The organism is Sodalis sp. RH24 (genome assembly GCF_047324145.1).
Taxonomy (GTDB): Bacteria; Pseudomonadota; Gammaproteobacteria; order Enterobacterales; family Enterobacteriaceae; genus Acerihabitans.
In genome coordinates this window covers 4,966,662-4,991,463 of the sequence record NZ_CP178729.1, presented here as the reverse complement: position 1 = coordinate 4,991,463, position 24,802 = coordinate 4,966,662, and the positions used below count along the sequence as shown (strand labels likewise).

Below are 24,802 nucleotides of genomic sequence, written 5' to 3'. Positions count from 1 at the left end.
CACCCTGGGCGCTTTATTTATAATCCCTTGTTAATGGGCCGTTGTTTTATGAGTTTTTCGTTATGAGTCTTTTGTTATGAGCAGTGTGCTTCGTATTCGTCAGCTATATCGCTCGCTATCGCTCAACGACCGCAAGCTGGCCAATTATCTTTTAACGCAAACCGACCAGGCAAGGCATCTCAGCTCGCAAAAAGTCGCCGAACAGGCAGGCGTCAGCCAGTCAAGCGTGGTGAAGTTCGCGCAAAAGCTGGGTTACAAAGGCTTTACGGCGTTAAAACTGGCGCTCAGCGAAACCTTGGCCGGCGCCTATGAGCTGCCGTCCATCAGGGTGCATAACCATATCTTAAGCGACGATCCGCTGAAAGCGGTGGGCGAAAAGCTGCTGACGGAAAAAGTGGCCGCGCTGCGGGCGACGCTTGATATCAATAGCGAGGAAAAACTCCGCCAGGCGGCGGCCATGTTGCAGGAGGCCCGCCGGGTGATTATCGTCGGCATCGGCGCATCCGGCCTGGTGGCCAAGGATTTCTCCTATAAGCTGATGAAAATCGGCATGTCGGCGGTGGCGGAAACCGACATGCACGTACTGTTGGCCACCATCCAGGCGGTCAGCCCCCATGACCTGCTGCTGGCCATCTCCTTTAGCGGCGCGCGCCGCGAGATTAACCTGGCGGCGCAGGAGGCGCACCGGGTAGGGGCGCGGGTGATGGCAATCACTCACTTCTCGCCTAATGCGCTGCAACAGCACGCCGATATCGCCCTCTACACGGTGGCGGAAGAACAGGCGCAGCGCAGCGGCGCCATTTCCTCCACCATCGCTCAGCAATCGCTGACCGATCTGCTGTTTATGGCGCTGGTGCAGCGCGACCTGGAAAATGCGCCGCAGCGCATCCGCCATAGCGAAGAACTGCTCAAAAAATTAGTATAATCCCCATCCTGACGAGAGATGCGCCGGCGCGGCCCCGGCCGCATCCCCAGCCGGTTTCAGCATTCAATGCGCCCGTGCCAAAGGCGTAGCCCCGTCGCGGTCAGCGCGGGTTCGGCTTGCCGTCAGGGGACGCCGGCAGGCGGGTTTTCTGATTAAAGATAAAAAACCGGGCGGTGGAATAGTTAAATACCATCCCGGTCAGGCTACCCGCCGCCACCCCCAAAATCGGGTACTGCTGTACCAAGGCATAACAGGACACCAGAAACCAATAGGTCAGGTAATTGACCGCCCCGCCGCTAAGCATACATATACCGTACCTGATGGCCTCGGACAGGGCAGAGCGACCGCTGCGGCTTTGGCGAAAGGTAATCATTTTATTCAGGATCCACGTGGTCAGCACCGCGCAGACAAAAGACACCCCGCGTCCGGCATACAGGCCTAACGCATCCTTTAATAGATACAGCACTCCCGAGTCGACGATAAAACCGACACCACCAATCATACCGAAGAAGAACAGTTCTTTAATTTTTTGCATATTTTCCACTCAACGTGTGCTGCTGCCCATAAGGCATCAGGGCCGGCCATGTTGATTTTTTGTCTGGGCGCCGCGAAGCGCAGGAGCATTGCCGATACTGTATCTCAAATTCACGCCAGCGGCCTCCTTTCCTGAGCGTAAAACCGTTTTGCCAAAAGCCGCGTCAATAAATGATAACCACGTTTGGCCCGTGAGATAAAGCACCGCCGGAAGTGTGCAACCCCCGGGCGCCGCCGCCAGGCGGATAATGCTGATGTAAACGTCAAGCGCACCGCCAGAGGTCATAATAAGAAAGGGAGTTAATGCAAGGGGACATTGATAAAAATCGTCGCAATATTGATTATAAAAACGTCACTTTATCCTGATAAGCGTTATAGGACATTCATTTCACATCATTATTTTACTTATAAAATTTCATATGCATTTAAATTTCACTCACTTTTCATCCCCTCTTTATTGAATATCACTGGGCTCACATGCAAACTGACGCCGTTATATTTTTTAACAGAAAAGCATCAAAGTTTAAAAAATAAAATAACCATTTTGCGACCAGGAACCCTTTCCAGGGTTTCGGGTAGAACAAACATACCCAGGAATAAATAACAATGAATAAATCTATTTTTTTAATACCCTTGTCTTTTTTAATCCTTATGTCTTCAGGATGCAGCTATTTAAGCGGGACGCCGGGAGAACAGCCTTCCAGCGTTTCACCAAAAATCGTCACGGCCGCCGGTCAAAAACAATTTTGGAACGATCCGGGATTATTCGGAGCCGTACCAAAGAACCAGCAGCAGGAAGGTGATAACGCCTGTGCCCGCGATGGCAACGGTAAAGCCATCGGCTACCACCCGCACCCGAAGAAATACGATGGCACCTATTTCCCAGGCGGCGGCTATTTATGCCGGATGATATAAAAAAGGCCGCCTGTGCGTGAAAACGGCAGGTATGCTATTAAAAATCTATTGTAGCGTTAAGCAAAGTACCTTGAAGCCATGGCCGGATAATGAGATACGGGGGGGTGCTCTTTTCGTCCTTGGGCCACAGGTACTTATTCAGCGCGGGGGCAAAAATGATTTTTAGCCGCCGCAACACCGACTTCACCGCGCGCCTGCGTCAGGCGGTTTACCGCCGTGCCTGAACGCGGTTGCGGCTAAAAATCCCGTATTATTGGCCTTTAACGTACTTTGTGGTACTGTGCCCGTCATTAAAAATCCTTTGCTGCTTTGGTTTTTAATGTGATTTAAACTGTATTAATACACATGCTTTTCACAATGGCGTGCTGATAAGCAACCCGTCCTCTTGATGATTTATAATAAGATATTACCTAAGTTATTGATATGGCTTTATTCATTACCAAGAAGTGCATTAATTGCGATATGTGCGAGCCGGAATGCCCGAACCAGGCCATTACCATGGGCGCGCAGATATACGAGATCGACCCCAACCGCTGCACCGAGTGCGTCGGCCATTACGACACGCCCACCTGTCAGAAAGTGTGCCCGATCGATAATACCATCCTGCCGGATCCCGCGCGTAGCGAGAGCAGCGAACAGCTATGGGAAAAATTTGTCGTCATGTACCACGGCGATCGACTCTGACGGCCACGCGCCAGACGTTCTCTGCCAGCCAGATAAAGCGCCATCCCCCTGCAACCCGTCATTGCCGCCCGCGCGTCGATAATCGCCCTGATGCCGGCCTGGGTTATCCCCTGCCGTGCCGGTTCCCTATCGCCCTGATTTCAGCCCTGGCCCTCGATAATCACCGTCGCGCAGGCGTAGCGCCGTTCGTCGGCAAGCGTAACGTGGACGCTGGTGACCCCGAGGCTAATCGCCAGCGCGGCGGCCTGTAAATAGAGTTTCAGGCCGGGTTTACCCAGTACATCATTGACCACCTCAAATTGCGCAAACGCCAGCCCGTTGCGGATGCCGGTGCCGAAAGCCTTGGCCGCCGCCTCTTTTACCGCAAAACGTTTCGCCAGGAAGCGTATCGGCTGCCGATGGGCCTGGTACTGCGCCCACTCCGCGTCGCTGAGAATGCGGCGCGCGAAGCGGTCGCCGCTGCGCTCCACCACGGCCTCGATTCGCTCAATCTCAACGATATCGGTGCCGATGCCGAGGATAGCCATCAGGCGCGCGCCGCGAGCATCAGCCGTTTCATTTCCGCCACCGCGCCGGCCAGGCCGCTCATGACCGCGCGGCCGATAATGGCATGGCCGATATTAAGCTCATGCATCTGCGGCAGCGCCGCGATCGGCTGGACATTATGATAGGTCAGGCCATGGCCGGCATTGACTTTTAAGCCCAGGCCGGCGGCATAGACCGCGGCCTGCCGGATACGTTCGTATTCAACCTGGCGCGCGTGGTCATTCGCGGCGTCGGCATAGGCGCCGGTATGGATTTCAATATACGGAGCGCCAACGGCGGCGGCGGCGGCGATTTGTCCCTCGTCGGCGTCGATAAATAATGAAACCTGGATGCCGGCCGCCGCAAGGCGCGCCACAGCATCGGCCATTTTCGCCCGCTGTCCGGCCACGTCCAGCCCGCCTTCGGTGGTGACTTCCTGGCGTTTTTCCGGCACCAGGCAGCAGAAGTCGGGACGCGTGGCGCAGGCGATGGCGACCATCTCGTCCGTTACCGCCATTTCCAGGTTCATGCGGGTATGCAGCGTTTCACGCAACAGGCGCACGTCACGATCGGTGATATGGCGGCGATCTTCGCGCAAATGCACGGTGATGCCGTCGGCCCCGGCCTGCTCGGCGATAAACGCCGCCTGCACCGGATCGGGATAAGCCGTGCCGCGCGCGTTGCGCAGGGTGGCGATATGATCGATATTGACGCCTAACAACAGTGCTGACATACCATCCTCGGTTACTGTGACGCGTGGATCCAAAGATCTCAGTTTAACTGGAGGGGCCGCCGTTGGGCAACGTTTTCAGCGGGGGTTTCCGGGCCATGAACTGACGAAACAGCTCGGCGCTTTTCAGCGGCTTGCCGCCCAGGTAGGGTTTGAGGGCCATGCGGGTAAAGCGTTTGGCGGCGCGCAGGGTGGCGATATCGGCGAATTCACGCGCGGCCAGCGAGCGCAGCTCGCGGCCGGTAAAGCTGTAATGATCGATGATAACGCTGGCGATAAACCCTTTTTCCTCGCGGTAGCGATAGGTCATCTCATCGCTGACCGGTTCGCCGCTGCCGGCGCAGTGCAGGAAATCCACGCCGTAGCCGAGGTGCCCGAGCAGGGCCAGCTCAAAGCGCCGGAGCGCGGGTTCAGGCGAGCCGCTGGCGCCGGCCAGGGTTTGCAGGCAGTGCAGGTAATCAAAAAACAGCGAGGAGTAATCGGTTTCGTGCGCCAGCACGCGGGAAAGCAGTTCGTTGGTGTAAAGGCCGCTGTAGAGCATCAGGCCGGTAAGAGGCAGTCCCATGGAGACCGGTTCGGCGCTGCGCAGGGTTTTCACCTCGCCGCGTCCGCTCCAGCGGATCAGCAACGGCGTAAACGGCTGCAGCACGCCTTTAAGGGCGGAACGCCGGGAGCGCGCCCCTTTGGCCAGGATACGCACCCGTCCGTCGTTTTCGGTAAAAAAATCCAACAGCAGGCTGGTTTCGCTATAGTGGCGTCCATGCAGGACGAATGCGCGCTGCCAGCCTTCCATCGGCGGATTCCTCAGACGTCGTCGCCGTAACCCAGGCTTTTCAAGGCGCGTTCATCATCGGCCCAGCCGGATTTAACCTTGACCCACAGTTCAAGATGCACCTTGTTCTCGAACATGGTTTCCATATCCTGACGGGCTTCGATACCGATGGTCTTGATCTTGGCGCCGCCGTTGCCGATAACCATTTTCTTCTGGCCTTCGCGCTCCACCAGAATCAGGCCGTGGATATCATAACCGCCGCGCTCGTTGGTGATAAAACGCTCAATCTCGACCGTCACCGAATACGGCAGCTCTTCGCCCAGGAAACGCATCAGCTTTTCGCGAATGATTTCCGAGGCCATAAACCGCTGCGAGCGGTCGGTGACATATTCTTCCGGGAACTGATGTTCGCCCTCGGGCATATGCTTACGCACTATGCCCGCGAGAGTATCGACATTCATCCCGGTTTCGGCGCAAATAGGCACCACATCAAGAAAATCCATCTGCTGGCTGAGGAACGTGATATGCGGCAGCAGCTTGCTTTTGTCGGTGACGTTGTCCACTTTATTGATGGCCAGCACCACCGGGCAGTTTACGCCGCGCAGCTTGTTGACCACCATTTCATCGTCCGGCGTCCAATGGGTGCCTTCCACGACAAAAATCACCAGTTCCACATCGCCCATGGAGCTGCTGGCGGCGCGGTTCATTAACCGGTTAATGGCGCGTTTTTCTTCAATATGCAGCCCGGGGGTGTCGACGTAGACGGCCTGGTAAGGCCCCTCGGTATGAATGCCCATAATGCGGTGGCGCGTGGTTTGCGGCTTGCGCGAGGTAATGGAGATCTTCTGCCCCAGGAACTGGTTCAGCAGGGTGGACTTGCCCACGTTAGGCCGTCCGACAATCGCCACGAATCCACAATAGGTTTTATCTTCGTTCATTCAAGCTCCAGCTCTTTCAGCGCCTGCTCGGCGGCTGACTGTTCGGCTTTACGGCGGCTTGAGCCATTGCCCACGACGGGTTCCGGCAAGCCACTGACATGGCAGTGAATAGTAAATTCCTGGTCATGCGCCTCGCCACGCACCTGAACCACCAGATAAGTCGGTAACGGCAAATGGCGCCCCTGCAAATATTCCTGCAGCCGGGTCTTCGGATCCTTTTGTTTGTCGCCGGGGCTGATTTCGTCCAGGCGGCTTTGATACCAATTGAGGATCAGGCGTTCGATATTTTCAATATCGCTATCAAGAAAAATACCGCCAATAAGCGCTTCCACCGTATCGGCTAGAATGGATTCGCGGCGAAATCCGCCGCTTTTCAATTCGCCCGGCCCCAGGCGCAGGCACTCGCCGAGTTCAAACTCGCGCGCCATCTCGGCCAGGGTATTGCCACGCACCAGCGTAGCGCGCATCCGGCTCATATCGCCTTCGTCCACCCGCGGAAAACGCAGGTACAGCGCATTGGCGATAACAAAACTCAATATGGAATCCCCCAGGAATTCCAGCCGTTCGTTATGTTTGCTGCTGGCGCTTCGGTGTGTCAGGGCCTGTAACAAAAGCTCATGCTGTTGAAAAGTGTAGCCCAGTTTTTTCTGGAGCCTGTTTATTAAGATGGGATTCATGCGTTACCAATAACTCAACCATGCGTCAAATAACTACAGCAGACGGAACAGGCCTGTCGGGACAATACCGGATCAAAGCTGTTTCGTGTGCAGTGGCCCCCGAATCGGGGGCCAGTCTTTATTGCCAGAAGGGGGTATTCTACAACGGGAAGCATAATAATGCTTCGCTTAAAAAACGTATTTGATTAATGTATTGCACCAATCCGCCGTAAACGCACGCCGGTGGGCCATTGACCTTCTTGTTTTTCAAAACTCATCCAAATCGCGGTCGCTTTGCCAACCAGGTTTTTTTCCGGAACAAATCCCCAGAAACGGCTGTCGGCGCTGTCGTCGCGATTATCGCCCATCATAAAATACTGCCCGTCCGGTACCGACCATTCCGCCAGTTGCTGATTGCGCTGGTGGTAATACATTCCCACCTGATCCTGCTGGCCCGGCACCGTCAGGATATGGTGCGTCACGTTGCCCAGGGTCTCGGTGCGCTCCGCCAGGCGGATGCCGCCGTCCACCTGCTGATCGGGCGGGACCTGCAGGAAGCCGGTGGCGGACTCGCCGCTGCCGGTGGAATCAAAGGTCTGGACAAAATCGCTCGGCGCCATGTCGCTATAAGTCACCGCTAATGCGCTGGAACAGGACGAATTATTGGCGCAGCCCGGCTGTACCGTCACGCTTTTGTTCAGGGGATCGTAAATAATCCGATCGCCCGGTAAACCAATCACCCGTTTAATATAATCCAGCTTGGGATCGGGCGGATATTTAAATACCACGATGTCCCCGCGCTGCGGATGACCGGTCGGTATCAGCGTCGTCTGGGTAATGGGATTCTTGATGCCATAGGCAAATTTTTCCACCAGGATAAAATCCCCCACCAGCAGCGTCGGCATCATGGAACCGGAAGGAATTTGAAACGGCTCGTAAATAAATGATCGTACAATAAATACCACCAATAATACCGGGAATATGGAACCGCAGGTTTCAACCCAGCCCGGCTGTTTGGCCTTTTTCAGCAAGGCCTTGTTCTGCGCCGCGTCACCTTCCGCGGCCGTGCTTAACTGCGCCTGCCTGATGCGGCGCGCCGGTGCCAGTTTAAATCGATCCACGCACCAGATAATGCCGGTTATCAAGGTGGCTATTGCCAGGATCAGGGCAAACATATTTGCCATGCCAACTCCTTTGGGTTATTTACTGTCTTTGCCAACGTGCAGGATCGCCAGGAACGCTTCCTGCGGGAGCTCGACGTTCCCCACCTGCTTCATGCGCTTCTTGCCTTCTTTCTGTTTTTGCAGCAATTTCTTTTTACGGCTGACATCGCCGCCGTAACATTTCGCCAGGACATTCTTACGTAATTGCTTAATGGTGGAACGGGCAATAATGTGATTGCCGATGGCGGCCTGAATGGCGATATCGAACTGTTGGCGCGGGATCAGCTCCTGCATTTTTTCCACGATATCGCGGCCGCGGCGCTGGGAATTGTCGCGGTGGGTGATCAGGGCCAGGGCATCCACCCGTTCGCCGTTGATAAGGATATCCACCCGCACCATGTCCGAGGTCTGGAACCGCTTAAAACCGTAGTCCAGCGAGGCGTAGCCGCGCGAAGTGGATTTCAGCCGGTCGAAGAAGTCCAGCACCACCTCCGACATGGGAATGTCATAGGTCAACGCCACCTGGTTGCCGTGATAGACCATATTGGTCTGCATACCGCGTTTCTCGATGCACAAGGTGATCACATTGCCCAGGAACTCCTGCGGCAACAGCATGTGGCATTCGGCGATAGGCTCGCGCAGCTCGAGGATATTATTCAGCGGCGGCAGCTTGGACGGGCTGTCGACGTAAATGGTCTGGTTATCGGTGGTCACGACTTCGTAGATTACCGTGGGCGCGGTGGTGATAAGCTCCAGGTCGTATTCGCGTTCCAGCCGTTCCTGGATGATCTCCATATGCAGCAGGCCGAGGAAGCCGCAGCGAAAACCAAAACCCAGGGCGGTGGAGCTTTCCGGCTCGTAGAATAACGAGGCATCGTTGAGGCTGAGTTTGCCCAGCGCGTCGCGGAACGCCTCATAGTCGTCGGAGCTGATGGTGAACATGCCCGCATACACCTGCGGTTTGACCTTTTTAAAGCCCGGCAGCGCCTTATCGGCGGGCTGGCGGGCCAGGGTCAGGGTATCGCCCACCGGCGCGCCCAGGATATCCTTGATGGCGCACACCAGCCAGCCCACCTCGCCGCACCTGAGAATATCGCGATCGATGCGTTTGGGGGTGAATATGCCCACCCGGTCGGCGTTATAAGTCAGGCCGGTGCTCATCACCTTGATTTTGTCGCCCTTGCGCAGGGTGCCGTTTTTCACCCGCACCAGCGACACCACGCCCAGATAGTTATCAAACCAGGAATCGATAATCAGCGCCTGCAGGGGCGCTTCCGCGTCGCCCTGCGGAGGCGGGATATCGCGCACCAGCCGCTCCAGCAGTTCGGGGATGCCCACGCCGGTCTTGGCCGAACAGCGCACCGCGTCGGTGGCGTCGATGCCGACGATATCCTCGATTTCCTGTGCTACCCGGTCGGGATCGGCGGCGGGTAAATCGATTTTGTTCAGAACCGGCACCACCTCCAGATTCATTTCCATGGCGGTATAGCAGTTGGCCAGGGTCTGCGCTTCCACGCCCTGCCCCGCGTCCACCACCAGCAGCGCGCCTTCGCAGGCGGCCAGGGAACGGGAAACCTCATAGGAAAAATCCACATGGCCCGGCGTGTCGATAAAATTAAGATGATAAATCTGGCCGTCGTTGGCTTTGTAGTCGAGCGTTACGCTCTGGGCCTTGATGGTAATGCCGCGTTCACGCTCCAGGTCCATGGAATCCAGGACCTGGGCTTCCATTTCACGTTCCGCCAGGCCGCCGCAGGTCTGGATCAGCCGGTCGGATAGGGTCGACTTACCATGGTCGATATGGGCAATAATGGAGAAATTACGAATGTTCTTCATTTATAAGGAATTTTCTCGGGTATTTTTGATAAAAAATAGGACAATGGGCACGGACGTGGGCACAAGTACAAACCACCCGTGAAAATATGGAGGCATCTTACACTGAAAGGACAAATCATTAAAGGTGGGCGCTGTTAGCATCGATGACAGCCCCCTTCCCGCATCGCCGAGCCATGCCCGCGATCCCTCGCGCTACTCAAGATTGCCATCGGCGAAGATCATCAGGCGCAATGACGTCGGCTTTAATCATGGTATGGAGTGGCATAAGTCGTAATGGGGGCCGCAAGGCCAGACGGCCTTAGTCCCTGGATGGGGTTTCACGGCGGAGATAAAACGAGGACGGCGGCAGCGCGACTTGCAAAATCACCGGCTGGTATTCGCGGTCGTTGCCGATGCGCCGGGCAAAAAACCGCGCCAGCATAAACCCGCCGACACCGCCCATAAGCCCGCCGCAGGCCGCGGCGAGGTCGGTATTAAACCAGCCTTGCATAATGGCCGCGCAGCCGATCAGGCCCACCAGCGGCAGCATATAGACCAGCAGCGCAGAACGGATCAGGCTGGCCTCGGTGATGCCGACTTCCACCCGCTGCCCCGGTACCAGCGGATGCTTGCTTTCCACCTTTAGCTGATGCGCTGAGTCAGCCCCCATTTTATTGAGGATGCTGGTGCCGCAACTGCTGCTGGCGTGGCAGCTGCCGCAGCCGGAACGCTGTTCGCAGCGCAGTTGCGCCACACCCTGCTGCCAGGAGATAACCGTCGCCCATTCTTTGATCATGGTTGCGCCTTAAATAAAACGCCGTCGGCAATGCGTTTGGCGGTAGCCGGAGGCAATTCGCCGACAACGGTAATGTCTTTATTGTCGCGCACCTCGGTGTGTATGGTGCGCCGGCCGGTGCGGATAAACCGCTCCGCGTCGCCCTGCTGCGCCGGCGAGACATTTACCGAGAAACTGAACAATCCGTCGGTAAACAGCCTGGTCTCGATAGGCACGTTAATGCCGGGCAATGTACGGCGGCTGCGTGAGACTTCACTCACGCCCGCCGGCAGCCAGTTGGTCGTCCAGTCAAACTCCGCTTTCTCCGAGGCGGGCATAGCCAGCAGCGGCGGCAGGTTGACCGTTTCCAGACCCTGCATCAGGGACTGCACCTGCGGATCCACGATAAACGAGATCACGCGAAACTGTTCAAGCGCCTCGCCGTCGCGATCGAGCAGATCGGCGCGCAGCGGCAATTTGGTGGCGGCGTCAATCCACAGCACATAACCAAATCGCGTGCCGTCCCGCGCCACGACCCGTACCACGTCGCACAGACGATCGGTAACCCGGGTGCGGCCGACAGGAATAAAATCGTAGAATTGGGCCAGGCGTTCAAAATCAGCGTAAACGATAGAAGGGAGAGAATCAACGATATGATCGCCGGCCAGCGTAAAAGGCTCCAGACCAGGCTCGAAAAAGCTGATCTCGTTATCACGCTGTAAGATTTCGCGGCGGGGACCGTCCATTTGCAGCAGCTGGGCCAGGCGATGTTTTTGATACACCGCGTGACGAAAGCGTAAGGAGTCGACACCCTGCTTGCTGACGCTGACAAAAGCAAACTCATAATTCAATGACTGGCTGGCCTGGCTCATCTGCTGCAACAACGCCCCGGGCGCCATGGCCGGCGTATCGGCGGCGGTCGCGCTGGAGGAAAAGAGCAGGCTGCCTGTCATTAAACACACAGCACACCAAAATGGCTTCATTACTGCGGTTGCATTCCTAAAGACTGGGTACCAGGCACCTGTACCGCGGCCTGCTGGGTTTCATGCTGGTCGAATTGCAACTGCGTGGAGTGAACCCGACGCTGCAGTTCATAATCCTGCAATATGGCGTTGATACGCTTGCGCTGTTCCTGCACCTGCTGCTGGGAACCGTTATCAGCGGTGTTGGTCGCCGAAGGCACGCCCAGGCTGACCGGAGACGCCTGGCCCATCATCGGCAGCGTATTGAACACCGGCGCTTCCGGCTGGGTATCGTTGTTGACCGGCTGGTTATAGTGTTGCACGCCCACAATCACCGCCAGCGACACGCACGCGGCCAGGCCGATTTGCGTAATCTGCGCGGCCCAGGGACGGGCTTTATGCCAGAACGGCAGCTTGTGCCAGGTCTCGGGCTGCGGCTGCGATTCCTTGACCGCATCGGGCACCAGGCGGACCGGCTCACGGGCGATAGCCTGCGCGACGCGGTCGGCGATATCGAGATGCAGCGTCGCGCCGATGTCCCCGCGCAGGGTATCGCGAATCAGATGATACCGTTGCCAGCTTTGTTGTAACTTATCATCCCTGGATAATTCGTTGAGCAGTTCGTTATCGAACGACTCCCCATCCATAAGAGCGGAAAGCTTTTCGTTATGCATGCGTGGGTACCTTCTCCTGCCGCCATCGTTATCGCTGAATCAGCGGTTGAATTTTGTTGTCAATAGCTTCGCGCGCACGGAAGATTCGCGATCTTACCGTTCCCACCGGGCAATCCATGATGGACGCTATCTCTTCATAGCTCAGGCCATCCAGTTCCCGAAGCGTGATTGCCATACGCAAATCTTCGGGAAGCCCTTCGATAGTGCGAAACACTATCTGTCGCAACTCTTCAGACAACATTAAATTCTCAGGGTTCGATATTTCTTTCAACGCGCCGGCACTTTCATAATTTTCGGCGTCGTTGGCGTCCACATCGCTTGACGGTGGGCGCCGGCCCTGAGCAACCAGATAATTTTTAGCCGTGTTAACAGCGATACGATACAACCATGTATAAAAAGCGCTATCCCCCCGAAATGACTCGAGGGCGCGATAAGCTTTGATAAACGATTCCTGGGCCACATCCGGCACATCCCCCTGGGGAACATATCGGGATACCAGGCTCGCCACTTTGTGCTGGTAACGAACGACCAGTAAATTGAACGCTTTTTGGTCGCCTTTTTGTACCCGTTCAACCAGCACCTGATCCGTTAACTGCTCGCTCATCCGAGGTAAATTCTCCTCAAATTTATCTCCACGCGAAAAATAGTACCGCCAGCCTCTAAACCCATAACACGAGCAAGCTCCCGTTTGGAGTTTACGCTATACATAAAGTTCCGTCCCGCCTGTCTTTTTTGTTAAATGTAATCGGGGACGGATCTCGGCGCGCCAGCACGTTGGCCGGGAAGCAGTCAGACTATCATGAAATAAAGTTTTATAGTGTCAGAATCCTGAAATCACTCTGCCGAAGCGGCACGTTTACGCCCGGCACCCTATTGAAAGCGCAGGGTACCGTGAAATCCTCCGGATGTCAGTAAACATGCGTAAATACCCCCACGGGTAAAATATCAGCAATTAGCGGTTCAGCCCTAAATCATACAGTGCTAACATCGGAAAACTATTATTTCTGGCAGGGTAACCACCCCATTATGCAACCTTTAACTGAACATGTAACCGACGTGCTGGTCATTGGCAGCGGCGCCGCCGGTCTTTCACTGGCGCTGCGTCTCGCGGGACATTGTAAGGTCATGGTTTTAAGCAAGGGCCCGCTTAACGAAGGATCAACCTATTATGCCCAGGGCGGGATCGCGGCGGTGTTCGATGAAACCGATACTATCGCCTCCCACGTCGAGGATACGCTGATCGCCGGCGCCGGCCTGTGCGATCGCGAGGCGGTGGAATTCATCGCCGGCAACGCCCGTCATTGCGTACAGTGGCTGATAGACCAGGGCGTGTTGTTCGATACGGAATCCGGCACTGGCACCGGCGGCGTGGAAACGGAACACCATGCCGGCACGTCTCCCGATGAGCGCTATCACCTGACCCGCGAGGGCGGCCATAGCCACCGGCGCATCCTGCACGCCGCGGACGCCACCGGCAAAGAGGTGGAAACCACCCTGGTTTCCCAGGCGGCCAATCATCCCAATATCCATATTATGGAACGCTGCAACGCGGTGGATGTGATCAGTTCCAATAAAATCGGCCTGCCCGGCACCCGGCGCGTGGTCGGCGCCTATATCTGGAACCGCGAAAAGGAACGCGTGGAAACCTGCCGGGCCAAAGCCGTGGTGCTGGCTACTGGCGGCACCTCGAAGGTTTATCAGTACACCACCAATCCCGATATTTCGTCTGGCGACGGCATCGCCATGGCCTGGCGCGCCGGTTGCCGGGTGGCCAATCTGGAATTCAACCAATTCCACCCCACCTGCCTGTTCCATCCCCAGGCGCGTAATTTCCTGCTTACCGAGGCGCTGCGCGGCGAGGGCGCCTACCTGAAACGTCCGGACGGCTCGCGCTTTATGCCCGATTTCGACGAGCGCGCCGAGCTGGCGCCGCGCGATATCGTGGCCCGCGCCATCGACCATGAAATGAAGCGCCTGGGCGCCGACTGCATGTACCTGGATATCAGCCATAAGCCCGCGGACTTTATCCGCCAGCATTTCCCGATGATTTACCAAAAATTGCTGACGCTGGATATCGATCTGACCAAAGAGCCGATTCCCATCGTGCCGGCGGCACACTATACCTGCGGCGGCGTAATGGTGGATCAGCACGGGCGCACCGATCTCGACGGGCTCTACGCCATCGGCGAAGTGAGTTATACCGGCCTGCACGGCGCCAATCGCCTGGCGTCCAATTCCTTGCTGGAATGCCTGGTCTACGGCTGGTCGGCCTCGGAGGATATCCGCACGCGCCTGCCAGCCATCAAGCTGGCCAAACAGCTGCCGGCCTGGGATGAGAGCCGGGTGGACAACTCCGACGAGGAGGTGGTGCTACAGCATAACTGGCACGAGCTGCGGCTATTTATGTGGGATTACGTGGGCATCGTGCGCACCACCAAACGCCTGGAGCGCGCCCTGCATCGCATCAACCTGCTGCAGCGGGAAATCGACGAGTACTATTCCAACTTCCGTATCTCCAATAACCTGCTGGAAGTGCGCAACCTGACCCAGGTGGCCGAGCTTATCGTCAAGAGCGCCATGCTGCGTAAAGAAAGCCGGGGCCTGCATTACACCCTGGATTATCCGGAAATGGCCGCCAACCCGCAGCCGACCATCCTGCATCCCTGATCCATGGCAAACCGGCGGCCCGCCCGCCGGTCCTACCCTGCCGGCCGGGATAAATAAAACCCGTCGGTCAGTGCGCGATAGGCGGCGGAATAAGCGCCGTCGCCAGCGCGCAGCGCCAATGTCGTATACGTCAGTTCTCCCGCCTGCGGCGAAAAGCCCAGCAGCACCCGATGACAGGGTTTTCCCGCGCGATCGGCCACGTCGGTGCGATAACGCAAATGCCAGCCCCCGCGCTGCGCCATGGCGATGACCTCTTCGCCGGTAGCGGTCGGCAATACCAGCGTCAACAGGCCGTCGCGGGCCACCAGCCGCCGCGCGGCATCCAGCAGGCGCCGGTGGGTCAGGGTCGCCGTGTAACGCGCCTTATCGCGCTCAGCGCTTCTGGTGGCCAAACCGACCGGAAAATAAGGCGGATTGCTGACGATCAGCCCATATCCCGCCCCGGGATCCTCTTTCCCGCCGCGTTGCGCGGAAAACCCCGGCGTCGCCTGCGGCGCAAAGTCCAGTATATCGCCGTTAAAAATGCGCAAGCGGGACGACCACGGGCTGGCGGCGAAATTTTCCCCCGCCTGTCCGGCGGCGGCGGGGTCCAGCTCGACGGCGTCAATGCGCACGCCAGGGTCCGCGCGCTGCGCCACCATCAGAGCGATCAGGCCGCAGCCGGCGCCGATATCCAGCACCCGCCGCGCCGTGCCCAGGGGCGTCCAGGCCCCCAGCAGCACGCCGTCGGTCCCCACTTTCATTGCGCAACGGTCGTGGGCGACAAAAAATTGCCTGAAGGTAAAACCGTCCCGGCGCAGCGGCATAGTCTGTTTTAACGATTCGATCATTATTAGGCTCTTTGGGACATATCGGGGTACTTTATGGCAAACCGGCCGCGGATGAAATCATCCGTTTGCGCGGAAACAGATGAAGATTATCCGCGATCCGTCTATAATCTGCGCCCCAACCAGAGGTAGACCATGACTGTAACCCAATTTTCCGAACTCGACCTGCATGAAAGCCTGATCGCCGCACTGCGCGATAAAGGTTACGAGCGCCCCACCGCCATTCAGTCCGAAGCGATCCCGCCGGCGATGGACGGGCGCGACGTATTGGGTTCGGCGCCTACCGGTACCGGCAAGACCGCCGCCTATCTGTTACCGGTATTGCAGCACCTGCTTGATTTCCCCCGCCGGAAATCCGGCCCGCCGCGGGTACTGATTATCACCCCTACCCGCGAGCTGGCCATGCAGGTGGCGGAACAGGCCAAGGAACTCGCCGCGCATACGCACCTGGACATCGCCACCATCACCGGCGGCGTGGCGTTTATGAATCATGCCATCGTGTTCAGCGACAACCAGGATATCGTGGTGGCCACCACCGGCCGGCTGCTGCAATATATCAAGGAAGAAAATTTTGACTGCCGCGCGGTGGAAACGCTGATCCTGGATGAAGCGGATCGCATGCTGGAAATGGGTTTTGCGCAGGATGTGGAGCTGATCGCCGCCGAAACCCGCTGGCGCAAGCAGACCCTGTTGTTTTCCGCCACCCTGGAGGGCAACGCGGTCAAGGATTTCGCCGAGCGGCTGCTAAACGATCCGGTGGAAATCGACGCATCGCCCTCACGGCGCGAGCGTAAAAAGATCACCCAATGGTATTATCGCGCCGACGATATCAAACATAAAACCGCCCTGCTGGCCCATCTGCTCAAACTGCCGGACGTGACCAAGGCTATCGTTTTCGTACGCAAACGCGAGCGGGTGCATGAACTGGTCGGCTGGCTGCACGCGGCCGGCATCGCCACATGCTATCTGGAAGGCGAAATGGTGCAGGCCAAACGCAATGAAGCCATCAACCGCATGACCGACGGGCGGATGAACGTGCTGGTGGCGACGGACGTGGCGGCGCGCGGCCTGGATATCGACGATATCAGCCATGTCATCAACTTCGATTTGCCGACCACCGCCGACGTCTACCTGCACCGTATCGGCCGTACCGCCCGCGCCGGACGCAAAGGCTCGGCCATTTCTCTGGTGGAGGCGCACGATCATCTGCTGTTGGGTAAAATCAGCCGCTACCTGAACGAGCCGCTGAAAGCGCGGGTGGTGGATGAACTGCGTCCCGTCACCCGTGCGCCGGCCGAAAAAACCACCGGTAAACCTTCGAAAAAAGTGCTGGCCAAACGCAAAGAGAAAAAAGAGCTGAGCCAGATGAAGGACAAGGTTAAAGTCAAGGTGCGTTTACGCGATAAGCGCAATATCGGCAAACGCCGGGCGCCAAAATCGGCCGCGGAGGATGCGGCGGCGGCCGTTACGCCAAAACCGCATGATGAATAAACCATCACGCGCCCTGAAAAGCCGCCCGCACGGGCGGCTTTTTTGTCGCCTTAGGGGTAAGTTTCAACGCCTTAAGCCATTTTTCGCCTAAATCAGCTAATTTCCGGCTGAAAGCTGCGCGCGCCACAAACAAGCGCGGCGTAAATGAATGAAAAAAACAATTTATTTCATTAGGTTAAAGATAGTTTTGCCATAAAATGGCATTGGTCAAAATAGGCGCAGGGGGTGAATATTCATATTTTGATCCAGACGGGAATTCAGCATTTCTAAACGCAACATATTGATTTTAATACAGGGTTTTTGCCGTGCGGAAATAGCGGAAATCAAAAAGGGAGCCTAGGCTCCCTTTTATACACCGCGACGCCGTTAAAGGGCGGCGGTAAAGGTACGGGTAATGACATCGCGCTGCTGTTCAGGCGTCAGCGAGTTAAAACGCACGGCATAGCCCGAGACACGGATGGTCAGCTGCGGATATTTGTCCGGGTTGGCTACGGCGTCTTCCAGGGTTTCACGGGTCAGCACGTTGACATTCAGATGCTGGCCGCCTTCCACGCGTACGGTTTCCTTGGCTTCTAGCGGAATTTGACGGTATTCGATATTGCCCAGTTCGCTTAAGGCAACGACCTGATCGTCGGCGTAGCCGGCAACGGCACACAGGCAACGGGCCTGTTCAATGCTGTTATCCAGCAGCCAGAAAGAGTTAACCAATGCTTTGTTGTCGGCCTTGGTGATTTGAGTTCCGATAATCATAGAATGTCTCCATGGTGTGGCTACAAAATCTGCCCGTCGTCGTCCGGTAGGCTACCGGCTGCTTGGGTATTTGGTAAAACCAATTTGTCTAACTGACTGTATACCAGCCAATCGGCATCGTTTCCTTGATTTAAATCAATTTATCCGTAGTAAAGAAACGCATCAAAAAGTCATGTTTTTGTTTTATATCAATTTTTGAGTTATTTATCACTTTCATTAATTTAACTTTTTTTTAAGCTTTATTTATTTTGTTGGCGTGCCTCTGGCGGCGGAAAAGATTCCGCCTGCGGACATAAGCCGGTAAGCTAACGCCAGTCGCCAATCCACATGGAGCGTACCATGACACAAAGTCCAACCTGGCGGGATGCGCTCGCCGAAGAGAAGACCAAGCCCTATTTCCAGCAAACGCTGAACTTCGTCGCCAGCGAGCGGGCGGCGGGCAAGATTATCTATCCCCCGCAAAAAGACGTATTCAACGCGTTCCGCTTCACCGAACTTGCCGCGGTAAAGGTGGTGATACTGGGGCAAGATCCCTACCACGGCCCCAACCAGGCGCACGGCCTGTCCTTTTCCGTCCGGCCGGGCGTGCCCGCCCCGCCCTCGCTGGTCAATATCTACAAAGAGCTGGCCAATGATATTCCGGGTTTTACCAAACCGGAGCACGGCTGCCTGCAAAGCTGGGCCGGGCAAGGCGTGATGCTGCTCAATACCGTGCTTACCGTCGAGGCGGGCAAGGCCCATTCCCACGCCAGCCTGGGCTGGGAAACCTTTACCGATAAAGTGATTGCCGTGCTGAACGAGCAGCGCGAGGGGATCGTCTTTATGCTGTGGGGATCGCACGCGCAAAAAAAAGGCACGATTATCGACCCGCAACGCCATCATATTCTGAAAGCGCCGCATCCGTCGCCGCTGTCGGCACACCGGGGTTTCTTAGGCTGCGGGCATTTCTCCAGGGCCAACGCCCTGTTGGCACAGCAGGGAAAACCGGAGATTGACTGGCAACCGCGGTTGCCGTCGGAATAACTGGGGGAACAGGGAATGGGCCGGTTATCGGGCTCGACGACCGGCTCGCGGGCGCGGAAATCCTACGCCTTGGCTTTCGATACCGCCACCATGGCGGGACGCAGCAGGCGGCCGTTCAGGGTGTAGCCTTTTTGCATAATCATCATGACATGGTTTGGCTCGTGCTCATCGGATTCCAGCATGGTCATGGCCTGGTGCACCGCGGGATCGAACGGCACATGGGTCTGGTCGACCACGGCGATGCCGTACTTGCGCACCACGTCCAGCAGCGACTTCAGGGTCAGTTCGATGCCTTCGATAAGCGGGGTCAGCTCGCTATTGTTTTTATCGGCCATATCCAGGCCGCGTTCCAGATTGTCAATCACCGGCAGCAGTTCGCCGGCAAATTTTTCCAGGGCGAATTTATGGGCTTTTTCCACATCCAGCTCGGTGCGGCGACGAAGATTTTCCATTTCCGCCTTGGCGCGCAGCAGGCTGTCGCGCTCGCGCTGCTGCAATTCTTCCAGCTTGGCTTCCAGACTGGCGATACGCTCATCGCGCGGATCCACGACGTTCTCCGTCTCGGACGCCGCGTCCATCCGCTGCCCGGCATCCATCTCATCCGTGGTAATGTCTTGTGAGACTTGCTCGTCAGGTATCTTCTGTTCTTTACTACTCATCATGAGTTCTCCGCGTTTTAGCCTTTTAGTCTTGCTACTCCGCTTATTATGGGGATGAATAGCAGGTATTCAAGGGATGTCGCATAATGTAGTCAGCAAAACACGGCGAGGAAAAGCAAATACATGAACACCCCTTTCAAAAGCATCGGCATTGTCGGCCATCCGCGTCATCCCAACGCCCTGGCCACGCACGAGATGTTGTACCACTGGCTGATCGGGCAGGGACATGAGGTGATCATGGAGCAGCATATCGCCCGCGACCTTGATCTTACCGGCGCTATTACCGGCAGCCTGGCGGATATCGGCCAGCGGGCCGATCTGGCGGTGGTGGTGGGCGGCGACGGCAATATGCTGGGCTCGGCGCGCATCCTGGCGCGGTACGATATTAAAGTCATCGGCATCAACCGCGGCAATCTGGGCTTTCTTACCGATCTCGATCCCGATTCCGCGCTGCAGCAGCTTACGGACGTGCTGGCGGGCAATTACCGCTGCGAACAGCGTTTTTTACTGGAGGCCCAGGTCTGCCGGGGCAATGAGTGCGGACGGCTCAGCACCGCCATCAACGAAGTGGTGCTCCATCCTGGAAAGGTGGCGCATATGATTGAATTTGAAGTGTATATCGACGATAGCTTCGCCTTTTCGCAGCGTTCCGACGGCCTGATCATCGCCACGCCGACCGGTTCCACCGCCTATTCCCTCTCCGCCGGCGGCCCGATCCTGACCCCGCCCCTGGACGCCATCGTCCTGGTGCCGATGTTTCCGCATACCCTGTCCTCCCGGCCGCTGGTTATCAACGGCAGCAGCACCATCCGGCTGAAATTTTCCCAGGCCAGCAGCGAACTGGAGATCAGCTGCGACAGCCAGATCGCGCTGCCGATACAGGAGGGCGAGGAAATTTTTATCCGGCGCAGCGAATATCACCTGGATCTGGTCCATCCCCATGATTACAACTATTTCAATACGCTCAGCACCAAGCTCGGCTGGTCGAAAAAATTATTCTGAAAATCAGCATTCGTTTCTTTACTGTATATAAAACCAGTTTATACTGTGTTTAACCACAGCTGTGTTTTTATATACAGGAAACGTATCATGCTGGCTCAACTGACCATTGCTAACTTTGCGATCGTGCGCGAGTTGACGATTGATTTTCAATCGGGAATGAGCGTTATCACCGGCGAAACCGGGGCGGGCAAATCCATTGCCATCGATGCCCTCGGTTTGTGCCTCGGCAGCCGTTCCGACGCAGGCATGGTGCGCCCCGGCGCCCCCAGGGCGGATATCTGCGCGCGTTTCGCCCTCGGCGACGCCCCGCTGGCAGCGCGGTGGCTGGCGGACAATGAGCTGGATAACGGCAATGAATGCCTGCTGCGGCGCGTGGTCGGCCATGACGGGCGCTCGCGGGGGTTTATCAACGGCATGCCGGCGCCCTTATCGCAGTTGCGCGAGCTGGGCCATCACCTGATCCAGATCCACGGCCAGCATGCCCACCAGTTGCTGCTGCGTCCCGACTATCAAAAACAGCTGCTCGACGCCTATGCAGATGAACAAGCGCTGCGGCAATCCATGGCCGGCGCTTATCGGCAATGGCACCAGAGCTGCCTGGATCTGGCCGCGTTCCGCCAGCACGCCTCGGAGCGCGAGGCCAGGCGCGAATTATTGCAGTACCAGTTAAAGGAGCTGAACGATTTTATCCCGGCGGACGGCGAATTCGAGCAAATCGATCAGGAATACAAGCGGCTGGCCAACAGCGGCCAGTTGATCACCACCACCCGCCAGGCGCTTGAGATACTCAGCGAGGGCGAGAACCAGACCCTGCTTGGCCAGCTGTACGCCGTCCAGCAGCGGGTAGGCGAACTGGTGGGCATGGACGGCGCGCTTTCCCCGGTAATGGATCTGCTGGAAGAAGCCTCAATCCAGCTGACCGAGGCCGCGGAGGAGCTGCGCCATTACGGCGATCGGCTCAACCTGGACCCGGCGCGACTGTATGAGCTCGAACAGCGGCTGTCCCGCCAGATCTCCCTGGCGCGCAAGCATCATGTGAAACCGGAAGACCTGCCGCTGTTTTATCAGCAGTTGCTGCAAGAACAACAGTTGCTGGAGCAGCACGACACCGACGCCCAGGCGCTGGTCGAGACCGTGGCGCAGCACCACCTCCAGGCGGTGCAAACCGCGCGGCGGCTGCATGAAAAACGCGTGCATCATGCCACTGAACTTTCCGCCCTGATTACCCGCAGTATCCGCGAGCTGTCCCTGCCGCACGGCAGGTTGGAAATCACAACGCATTTCGATGCCGAACAGCTGAGCGCCGAAGGGGCGGATCGTATCGAATTCCTGGTCACCACCAACCCCGGCCAGCCCTTGCAGCCGTTGGCGAAAGTGGCCTCCGGCGGCGAATTATCGCGCATCGGCCTGGCGATACAGGTGATTACCGCCCGCAAGATGGATACCCCGGCGCTGATTTTTGATGAAGTGGATGTGGGCATTAGTGGCCCCACCGCCGCAATTGTGGGTAAAATGCTGCGTCGGCTGGGCGAATCCACCCAGGTGATGTGCGTAACCCACTTGCCCCAGGTTGCGGGCTCCGGTCACCATCACTTTTTTGTCAGCAAAAATAGCGACGGTAACGAGACCGAAACCCAAATGATCGCCCTGGACAAAAAAGCCCGCCTGCAAGAGCTGGCGCGCCTGTTGGGCGGGAGCGAGGTCACCAAAAATACGCTGGCAAACGCTAAAGAACTGCTCGCAGCTTAGAAAAGGCTAACTTTTTTACGTTCCCGTGGTCATAGATGGGCCTTGTAGAGGTTCCCAATGTCGGCAAGGTCTATTATCATCGGCATCCTATGCCTAAAAGGAATGTGATTATTATGAGCTGTAAGACGTTGACCGCTGCTGCCGTCGTTCTCCTGATGTTAACCGCCGGTTGCTCCACGCTTCAAAGATTGGTCTATCGCCCGGACATTAACCAGGGAAACTATCTGACAGCAACTGACGTAGCTAAAATTCATACCGGCATGACCAAGCAGCAGGTGGCGTATATCCTGGGCACGCCAATGATGCAGGATCCGTTCGGCAGCAGTACCTGGTTTTATGTGTTCCGCCGCCAGCCCGGTCATCAGCCTGTCACGCAACAAACGCTTACCCTGACCTTTAACAACACCGGCACCCTGACCAATATCGATAACCGGCCGTCATTGGATACCCCGCGCGGGTAAATCAGCGGTAAAAAGCCGAACTGAAGCGAAGCGGCAACGCCTGGCGAAGTAATCCCAGCGCAGGCGGCACAGCGGTAAAACGGGGCAATGCGAAGTTAACACGCTTGAGAGGGCAACGGGCCGGGCGCCTGGGGTATATTACCTACACTGCCGGCCCCCGTCGTCCCGCGCACCCTCTACTTTTTTGTGCGTTCCGCGCGCTGGCGGCGCAGCTCCTTGGGATCAATCAGCAGCGGGCGGTAAATTTCCACGCGATCGCCGTCATTGAGCCGATCGCTTAATTTGGCCGGGCGACTAAAGATACCGACCTTATTCTTGTCCAGATCGATATCGTGCCGTATTGCCAGAAGGCCCGAGGCCTGTATCGCCTGCTCAAGCGTACTGCCCGCAGCCAGCACCAACTGCCGCAGGTATTGCCGCTCAGGCAGCGCATACACCACTTCCACGCGGATATCCGCAGCTTCAGGCGGCACGGTAAACCTCTTTTGCCCGCTGGGTGAATGCCTGGACCATGTTATTCGCCATCTCTTTAAAAATTGGCCCGAACGCCAGCTCGATTAGCCGGTTCTTAAACTCAAAGCTCATTTCGAATTCGACCTTGCACGCCTCGGGACTCAGCGTGGTAAAACGCCAGTCGCCGGCAAACGAGCGGAACGGCCCTTCCACCAGGCGCATTACGATGCTTTCGTTGTCGGTGATGACATTACGGGTCCTGAATGTTTTGCTGATGCCCGCTTTGGAAACATCCATCTCGGCGGTCAGTTCGTTTCCTTCCTTGGCCAGCACGCGGCTGCCGGTGCATCCGGGAATAAACTCCGGATAAGCGCGAATATCATTGACCAAGGCAAACATTTGCTCCGCGCTGTAGGGCACTAACGCGGAACGACTGATATGAGGCATAAGGGTTCCTGTCTTGACGATCATTGCTTAATATTATCATTTATCTGTCTTGAGACAAAAAGTGTTGGCGCCCGTTTGTCTTAAAAAGCATCAATACCGCAAGGTAACGTAAGGAAAGCATTTTATTCCCGCCCATAAAACTGTATAATATTTAGTATCATGACAAAGAAAAAAGCTTACAAACCCGGTTCAGCCACCATTGCGCAAAACAAGCGCGCCCGACATGAATATTTCATCGAGGAAGAGTTCGAAGCCGGACTCGCGTTGCAGGGATGGGAAGTCAAATCGCTCCGTGCCGGCAAGGCCAACATCAGCGATAGCTATGTGCTGCTTAAAGATGGCGAAGCCTTCTTATTTGGCGCCACCTTCCAGCCGCTTATGGCCGCCTCGTCGCATGTGGTATGCGACCCTATGCGCACGCGTAAACTTCTGCTCAACAAGCGTGAGTTAAGCTCGCTGTTCGGCCGGGTGAATCGCGAGGGCTACACCGTGGTCGCCCTGTCGCTGTACTGGAAAAACGCCTGGACCAAGGTCAAGATTGGCGTCGCCAAGGGTAAAAAAGATTTCGATAAGCGTGAGGATGTCAAATCCCGCGAATGGCAAGTCGATAAAGCACGCATTATGAAGAACGCCAACCGTTAAGATTTGCCGCGCTATTGAATTTTTGCTATAATGAAATTAACAACTTGGGGCTGATTCTGGATTCGACGGGATTTGTGAAACCCAAGGTGCATGCCGAGGTGAGGTAGGCCTCGTTAAACAGCCTCAAAAAAAATAATTGCAAACGACTCGCAATACGAACCCGCTGCTTTAGCAGCTTAATCAGTCTAAACCACTGATGGTTCCCTCTCTCCCTAGCCTCCGCTCTTAGGACGGGGATCAAGAGAGGTCAAACCCAAAAGAGCTCGCGTAGAGATCCTGCCTGGGGTCAAAGCGTCAAATCTAATCAGGCTAGTTTGTTAGTAGCGTGTCCATCCGCAGCTAACTGGCGAATGTAATGATTGGACTAAGCATGTAGTACCGAGGATGTAATAATTCCGGACGGGGGTTCAAATCCCCCCAGCTCCACCAAATTCTGTTCTATAGAACGTCAAGTAAGTCCAATAAGCCCGCATGGCGCAAGCCCTGCGGGCTTTTTTATGTTTGTGGGATACTATGGCGATCTTGTGGCTTCCACAACTTTTAGGTACCTTCTTAGGTACCCG

Annotated in this window: 27 protein-coding genes and 1 other RNA gene; 11 read left to right on the top strand and 17 right to left on the bottom strand. The window is 56.5% G+C overall.

The genetic code is table 11. From position 1 onward, the window contains the following. Window positions 1-76 precede the first annotated feature (76 nt). Window positions 77-925 (top strand): MurR/RpiR family transcriptional regulator, encoded by an 849-nt coding sequence (locus ACL2XG_RS22705; RefSeq protein WP_413721185.1) that lies wholly within the window; start codon window positions 77-79, stop codon window positions 923-925. Window positions 926-1,025: 100 nt separating this feature from the next. On the opposite strand, the gene ACL2XG_RS22700 is transcribed toward ACL2XG_RS22705, so the two are convergent. Then, complete coding sequence (locus ACL2XG_RS22700) at window positions 1,026-1,460, bottom strand: GtrA family protein (RefSeq protein WP_410013984.1); 435 nt, start codon at window positions 1,458-1,460, stop codon at window positions 1,026-1,028. Between the two features lie 605 nt (window positions 1,461-2,065). On the opposite strand from ACL2XG_RS22700, the gene ACL2XG_RS22695 reads away from it, so the two are divergent. Then, a complete protein-coding gene (locus tag ACL2XG_RS22695) occupies window positions 2,066-2,374 on the top strand; it encodes a hypothetical protein (RefSeq protein WP_413721186.1) in 309 nt (102 codons plus the stop codon). A gap of 423 nt (window positions 2,375-2,797) precedes the next feature. Further along, window positions 2,798-3,058, top strand: a complete 261-nt coding sequence (locus ACL2XG_RS22690; protein WP_410013982.1) for a YfhL family 4Fe-4S dicluster ferredoxin — start codon at window positions 2,798-2,800, stop codon at window positions 3,056-3,058. A 140-nt stretch (window positions 3,059-3,198) separates the two neighbouring features. Here the strand turns inward: ACL2XG_RS22690 and acpS are convergent, their stop codons facing one another. From acpS to rpoE, 11 genes are all read right to left on the bottom strand, one after another. Then, the gene (gene acpS, locus ACL2XG_RS22685; protein WP_410013981.1) at window positions 3,199-3,585 is read right to left on the bottom strand and encodes a holo-ACP synthase; all 387 of its coding nucleotides are present in this window, start codon (window positions 3,583-3,585) and stop codon (window positions 3,199-3,201) included. After that, on the bottom strand, window positions 3,585-4,316 hold the full coding sequence (gene pdxJ, locus ACL2XG_RS22680; RefSeq protein ID WP_410013980.1) for a pyridoxine 5'-phosphate synthase: 732 nt from the start codon (window positions 4,314-4,316) through the stop codon (window positions 3,585-3,587). Before pdxJ ends, acpS begins: the two co-directional genes overlap by 1 nt. 43 nt (window positions 4,317-4,359) lie before the next feature. Beyond that, the gene (gene recO / locus ACL2XG_RS22675) at window positions 4,360-5,106 is read right to left on the bottom strand and encodes a DNA repair protein RecO (protein WP_410013979.1); all 747 of its coding nucleotides are present in this window, start codon (window positions 5,104-5,106) and stop codon (window positions 4,360-4,362) included. 11 nt (window positions 5,107-5,117) lie between these two features. Further along, window positions 5,118-6,023, bottom strand: a complete 906-nt coding sequence (gene era / locus ACL2XG_RS22670; RefSeq protein ID WP_410013978.1) for a GTPase Era — start codon at window positions 6,021-6,023, stop codon at window positions 5,118-5,120. Next, the gene (rnc, locus tag ACL2XG_RS22665) at window positions 6,020-6,700 is read right to left on the bottom strand and encodes a ribonuclease III (protein ID WP_162368421.1); all 681 of its coding nucleotides are present in this window, start codon (window positions 6,698-6,700) and stop codon (window positions 6,020-6,022) included. Before rnc ends, era begins: the two co-directional genes overlap by 4 nt. 185 nt (window positions 6,701-6,885) lie before the next feature. Further along, on the bottom strand, window positions 6,886-7,863 hold the full coding sequence (lepB, locus tag ACL2XG_RS22660; RefSeq protein WP_410013977.1) for a signal peptidase I: 978 nt from the start codon (window positions 7,861-7,863) through the stop codon (window positions 6,886-6,888). Between the two features lie 15 nt (window positions 7,864-7,878). Then, window positions 7,879-9,678 carry a translation elongation factor 4 gene (gene lepA / locus ACL2XG_RS22655; protein ID WP_410013976.1) on the bottom strand — a complete coding sequence of 600 codons (1,800 nt, stop codon included), beginning with the start codon at window positions 9,676-9,678 and terminating at the stop codon, window positions 7,879-7,881. Between the two features lie 298 nt (window positions 9,679-9,976). Then, window positions 9,977-10,453: a SoxR-reducing system protein RseC gene (rseC, locus tag ACL2XG_RS22650; protein ID WP_413721187.1), complete on the bottom strand. Its 477-nt coding sequence runs from the start codon at window positions 10,451-10,453 to the stop codon at window positions 9,977-9,979. Beyond that, window positions 10,450-11,415 (bottom strand): sigma-E factor regulatory protein RseB, encoded by a 966-nt coding sequence (rseB, locus tag ACL2XG_RS22645; RefSeq protein ID WP_413721188.1) that lies wholly within the window; start codon window positions 11,413-11,415, stop codon window positions 10,450-10,452. The genes rseC and rseB overlap by 4 nt, the downstream gene beginning before the upstream one ends. Next, a complete protein-coding gene (gene rseA / locus ACL2XG_RS22640) occupies window positions 11,415-12,068 on the bottom strand; it encodes an anti-sigma-E factor RseA (RefSeq protein ID WP_410013973.1) in 654 nt (217 codons plus the stop codon). Before rseA ends, rseB begins: the two co-directional genes overlap by 1 nt. Before the next feature lie 28 nt (window positions 12,069-12,096). Beyond that, window positions 12,097-12,672 (bottom strand): RNA polymerase sigma factor RpoE, encoded by a 576-nt coding sequence (gene rpoE, locus ACL2XG_RS22635; RefSeq protein ID WP_162368415.1) that lies wholly within the window; start codon window positions 12,670-12,672, stop codon window positions 12,097-12,099. A 422-nt stretch (window positions 12,673-13,094) separates the two neighbouring features. Between rpoE and nadB the strand changes: the two genes are divergently transcribed. Beyond that, window positions 13,095-14,735 (top strand): L-aspartate oxidase, encoded by a 1,641-nt coding sequence (gene nadB, locus ACL2XG_RS22630; RefSeq protein ID WP_410013972.1) that lies wholly within the window; start codon window positions 13,095-13,097, stop codon window positions 14,733-14,735. Between the two features lie 32 nt (window positions 14,736-14,767). Here the strand turns inward: nadB and ACL2XG_RS22625 are convergent, their stop codons facing one another. Further along, on the bottom strand, window positions 14,768-15,565 hold the full coding sequence (locus ACL2XG_RS22625; protein ID WP_413721189.1) for a tRNA1(Val) (adenine(37)-N6)-methyltransferase: 798 nt from the start codon (window positions 15,563-15,565) through the stop codon (window positions 14,768-14,770). A 132-nt stretch (window positions 15,566-15,697) separates the two neighbouring features. Between ACL2XG_RS22625 and srmB the strand changes: the two genes are divergently transcribed. Further along, window positions 15,698-17,053, top strand: coding sequence for an ATP-dependent RNA helicase SrmB (gene srmB, locus ACL2XG_RS22620; protein WP_413721190.1), 1,356 nt, complete (start codon window positions 15,698-15,700; stop codon window positions 17,051-17,053). Window positions 17,054-17,419: 366 nt separating this feature from the next. Here the strand turns inward: srmB and grcA are convergent, their stop codons facing one another. After that, window positions 17,420-17,803, bottom strand: a complete 384-nt coding sequence (grcA, locus tag ACL2XG_RS22615) for an autonomous glycyl radical cofactor GrcA (RefSeq protein WP_410013969.1) — start codon at window positions 17,801-17,803, stop codon at window positions 17,420-17,422. 339 nt (window positions 17,804-18,142) lie between these two features. On the opposite strand from grcA, the gene ung reads away from it, so the two are divergent. After that, on the top strand, window positions 18,143-18,826 hold the full coding sequence (gene ung, locus ACL2XG_RS22610) for a uracil-DNA glycosylase (protein WP_410013968.1): 684 nt from the start codon (window positions 18,143-18,145) through the stop codon (window positions 18,824-18,826). A gap of 62 nt (window positions 18,827-18,888) precedes the next feature. Here ung and grpE read toward each other — a convergent pair whose 3' ends face one another. Then, window positions 18,889-19,485, bottom strand: a complete 597-nt coding sequence (grpE, locus tag ACL2XG_RS22605) for a nucleotide exchange factor GrpE (RefSeq protein ID WP_413723482.1) — start codon at window positions 19,483-19,485, stop codon at window positions 18,889-18,891. Window positions 19,486-19,608: 123 nt separating this feature from the next. Here grpE and nadK point away from each other — a divergent pair, with 123 nt between their 5' ends. The 3 genes from nadK (at window position 19,609) to bamE (ending at window position 22,697) form a co-directional block, all read left to right on the top strand. Beyond that, a complete protein-coding gene (nadK, locus tag ACL2XG_RS22600; RefSeq protein WP_413721191.1) occupies window positions 19,609-20,487 on the top strand; it encodes an NAD(+) kinase in 879 nt (292 codons plus the stop codon). A gap of 87 nt (window positions 20,488-20,574) precedes the next feature. Next, on the top strand, window positions 20,575-22,236 hold the full coding sequence (gene recN / locus ACL2XG_RS22595) for a DNA repair protein RecN (RefSeq protein WP_413721192.1): 1,662 nt from the start codon (window positions 20,575-20,577) through the stop codon (window positions 22,234-22,236). A gap of 113 nt (window positions 22,237-22,349) precedes the next feature. After that, on the top strand, window positions 22,350-22,697 hold the full coding sequence (gene bamE, locus ACL2XG_RS22590) for an outer membrane protein assembly factor BamE (protein ID WP_413721193.1): 348 nt from the start codon (window positions 22,350-22,352) through the stop codon (window positions 22,695-22,697). Between the two features lie 176 nt (window positions 22,698-22,873). Here the strand turns inward: bamE and ACL2XG_RS22585 are convergent, their stop codons facing one another. Then, window positions 22,874-23,170: an RnfH family protein gene (locus tag ACL2XG_RS22585; protein ID WP_413721194.1), complete on the bottom strand. Its 297-nt coding sequence runs from the start codon at window positions 23,168-23,170 to the stop codon at window positions 22,874-22,876. Further along, window positions 23,160-23,597, bottom strand: coding sequence for an SRPBCC family protein (locus ACL2XG_RS22580; protein WP_413721195.1), 438 nt, complete (start codon window positions 23,595-23,597; stop codon window positions 23,160-23,162). The genes ACL2XG_RS22585 and ACL2XG_RS22580 overlap by 11 nt, the downstream gene beginning before the upstream one ends. Window positions 23,598-23,756: 159 nt before the next feature. On the opposite strand from ACL2XG_RS22580, the gene smpB reads away from it, so the two are divergent. Continuing rightward, on the top strand, window positions 23,757-24,239 hold the full coding sequence (smpB, locus tag ACL2XG_RS22575) for an SsrA-binding protein SmpB (RefSeq protein ID WP_410013963.1): 483 nt from the start codon (window positions 23,757-23,759) through the stop codon (window positions 24,237-24,239). A gap of 46 nt (window positions 24,240-24,285) precedes the next feature. Further along, window positions 24,286-24,668, top strand: a transfer-messenger RNA (tmRNA) gene (gene ssrA, locus ACL2XG_RS22570). Window positions 24,669-24,802 lie beyond the last annotated feature (134 nt).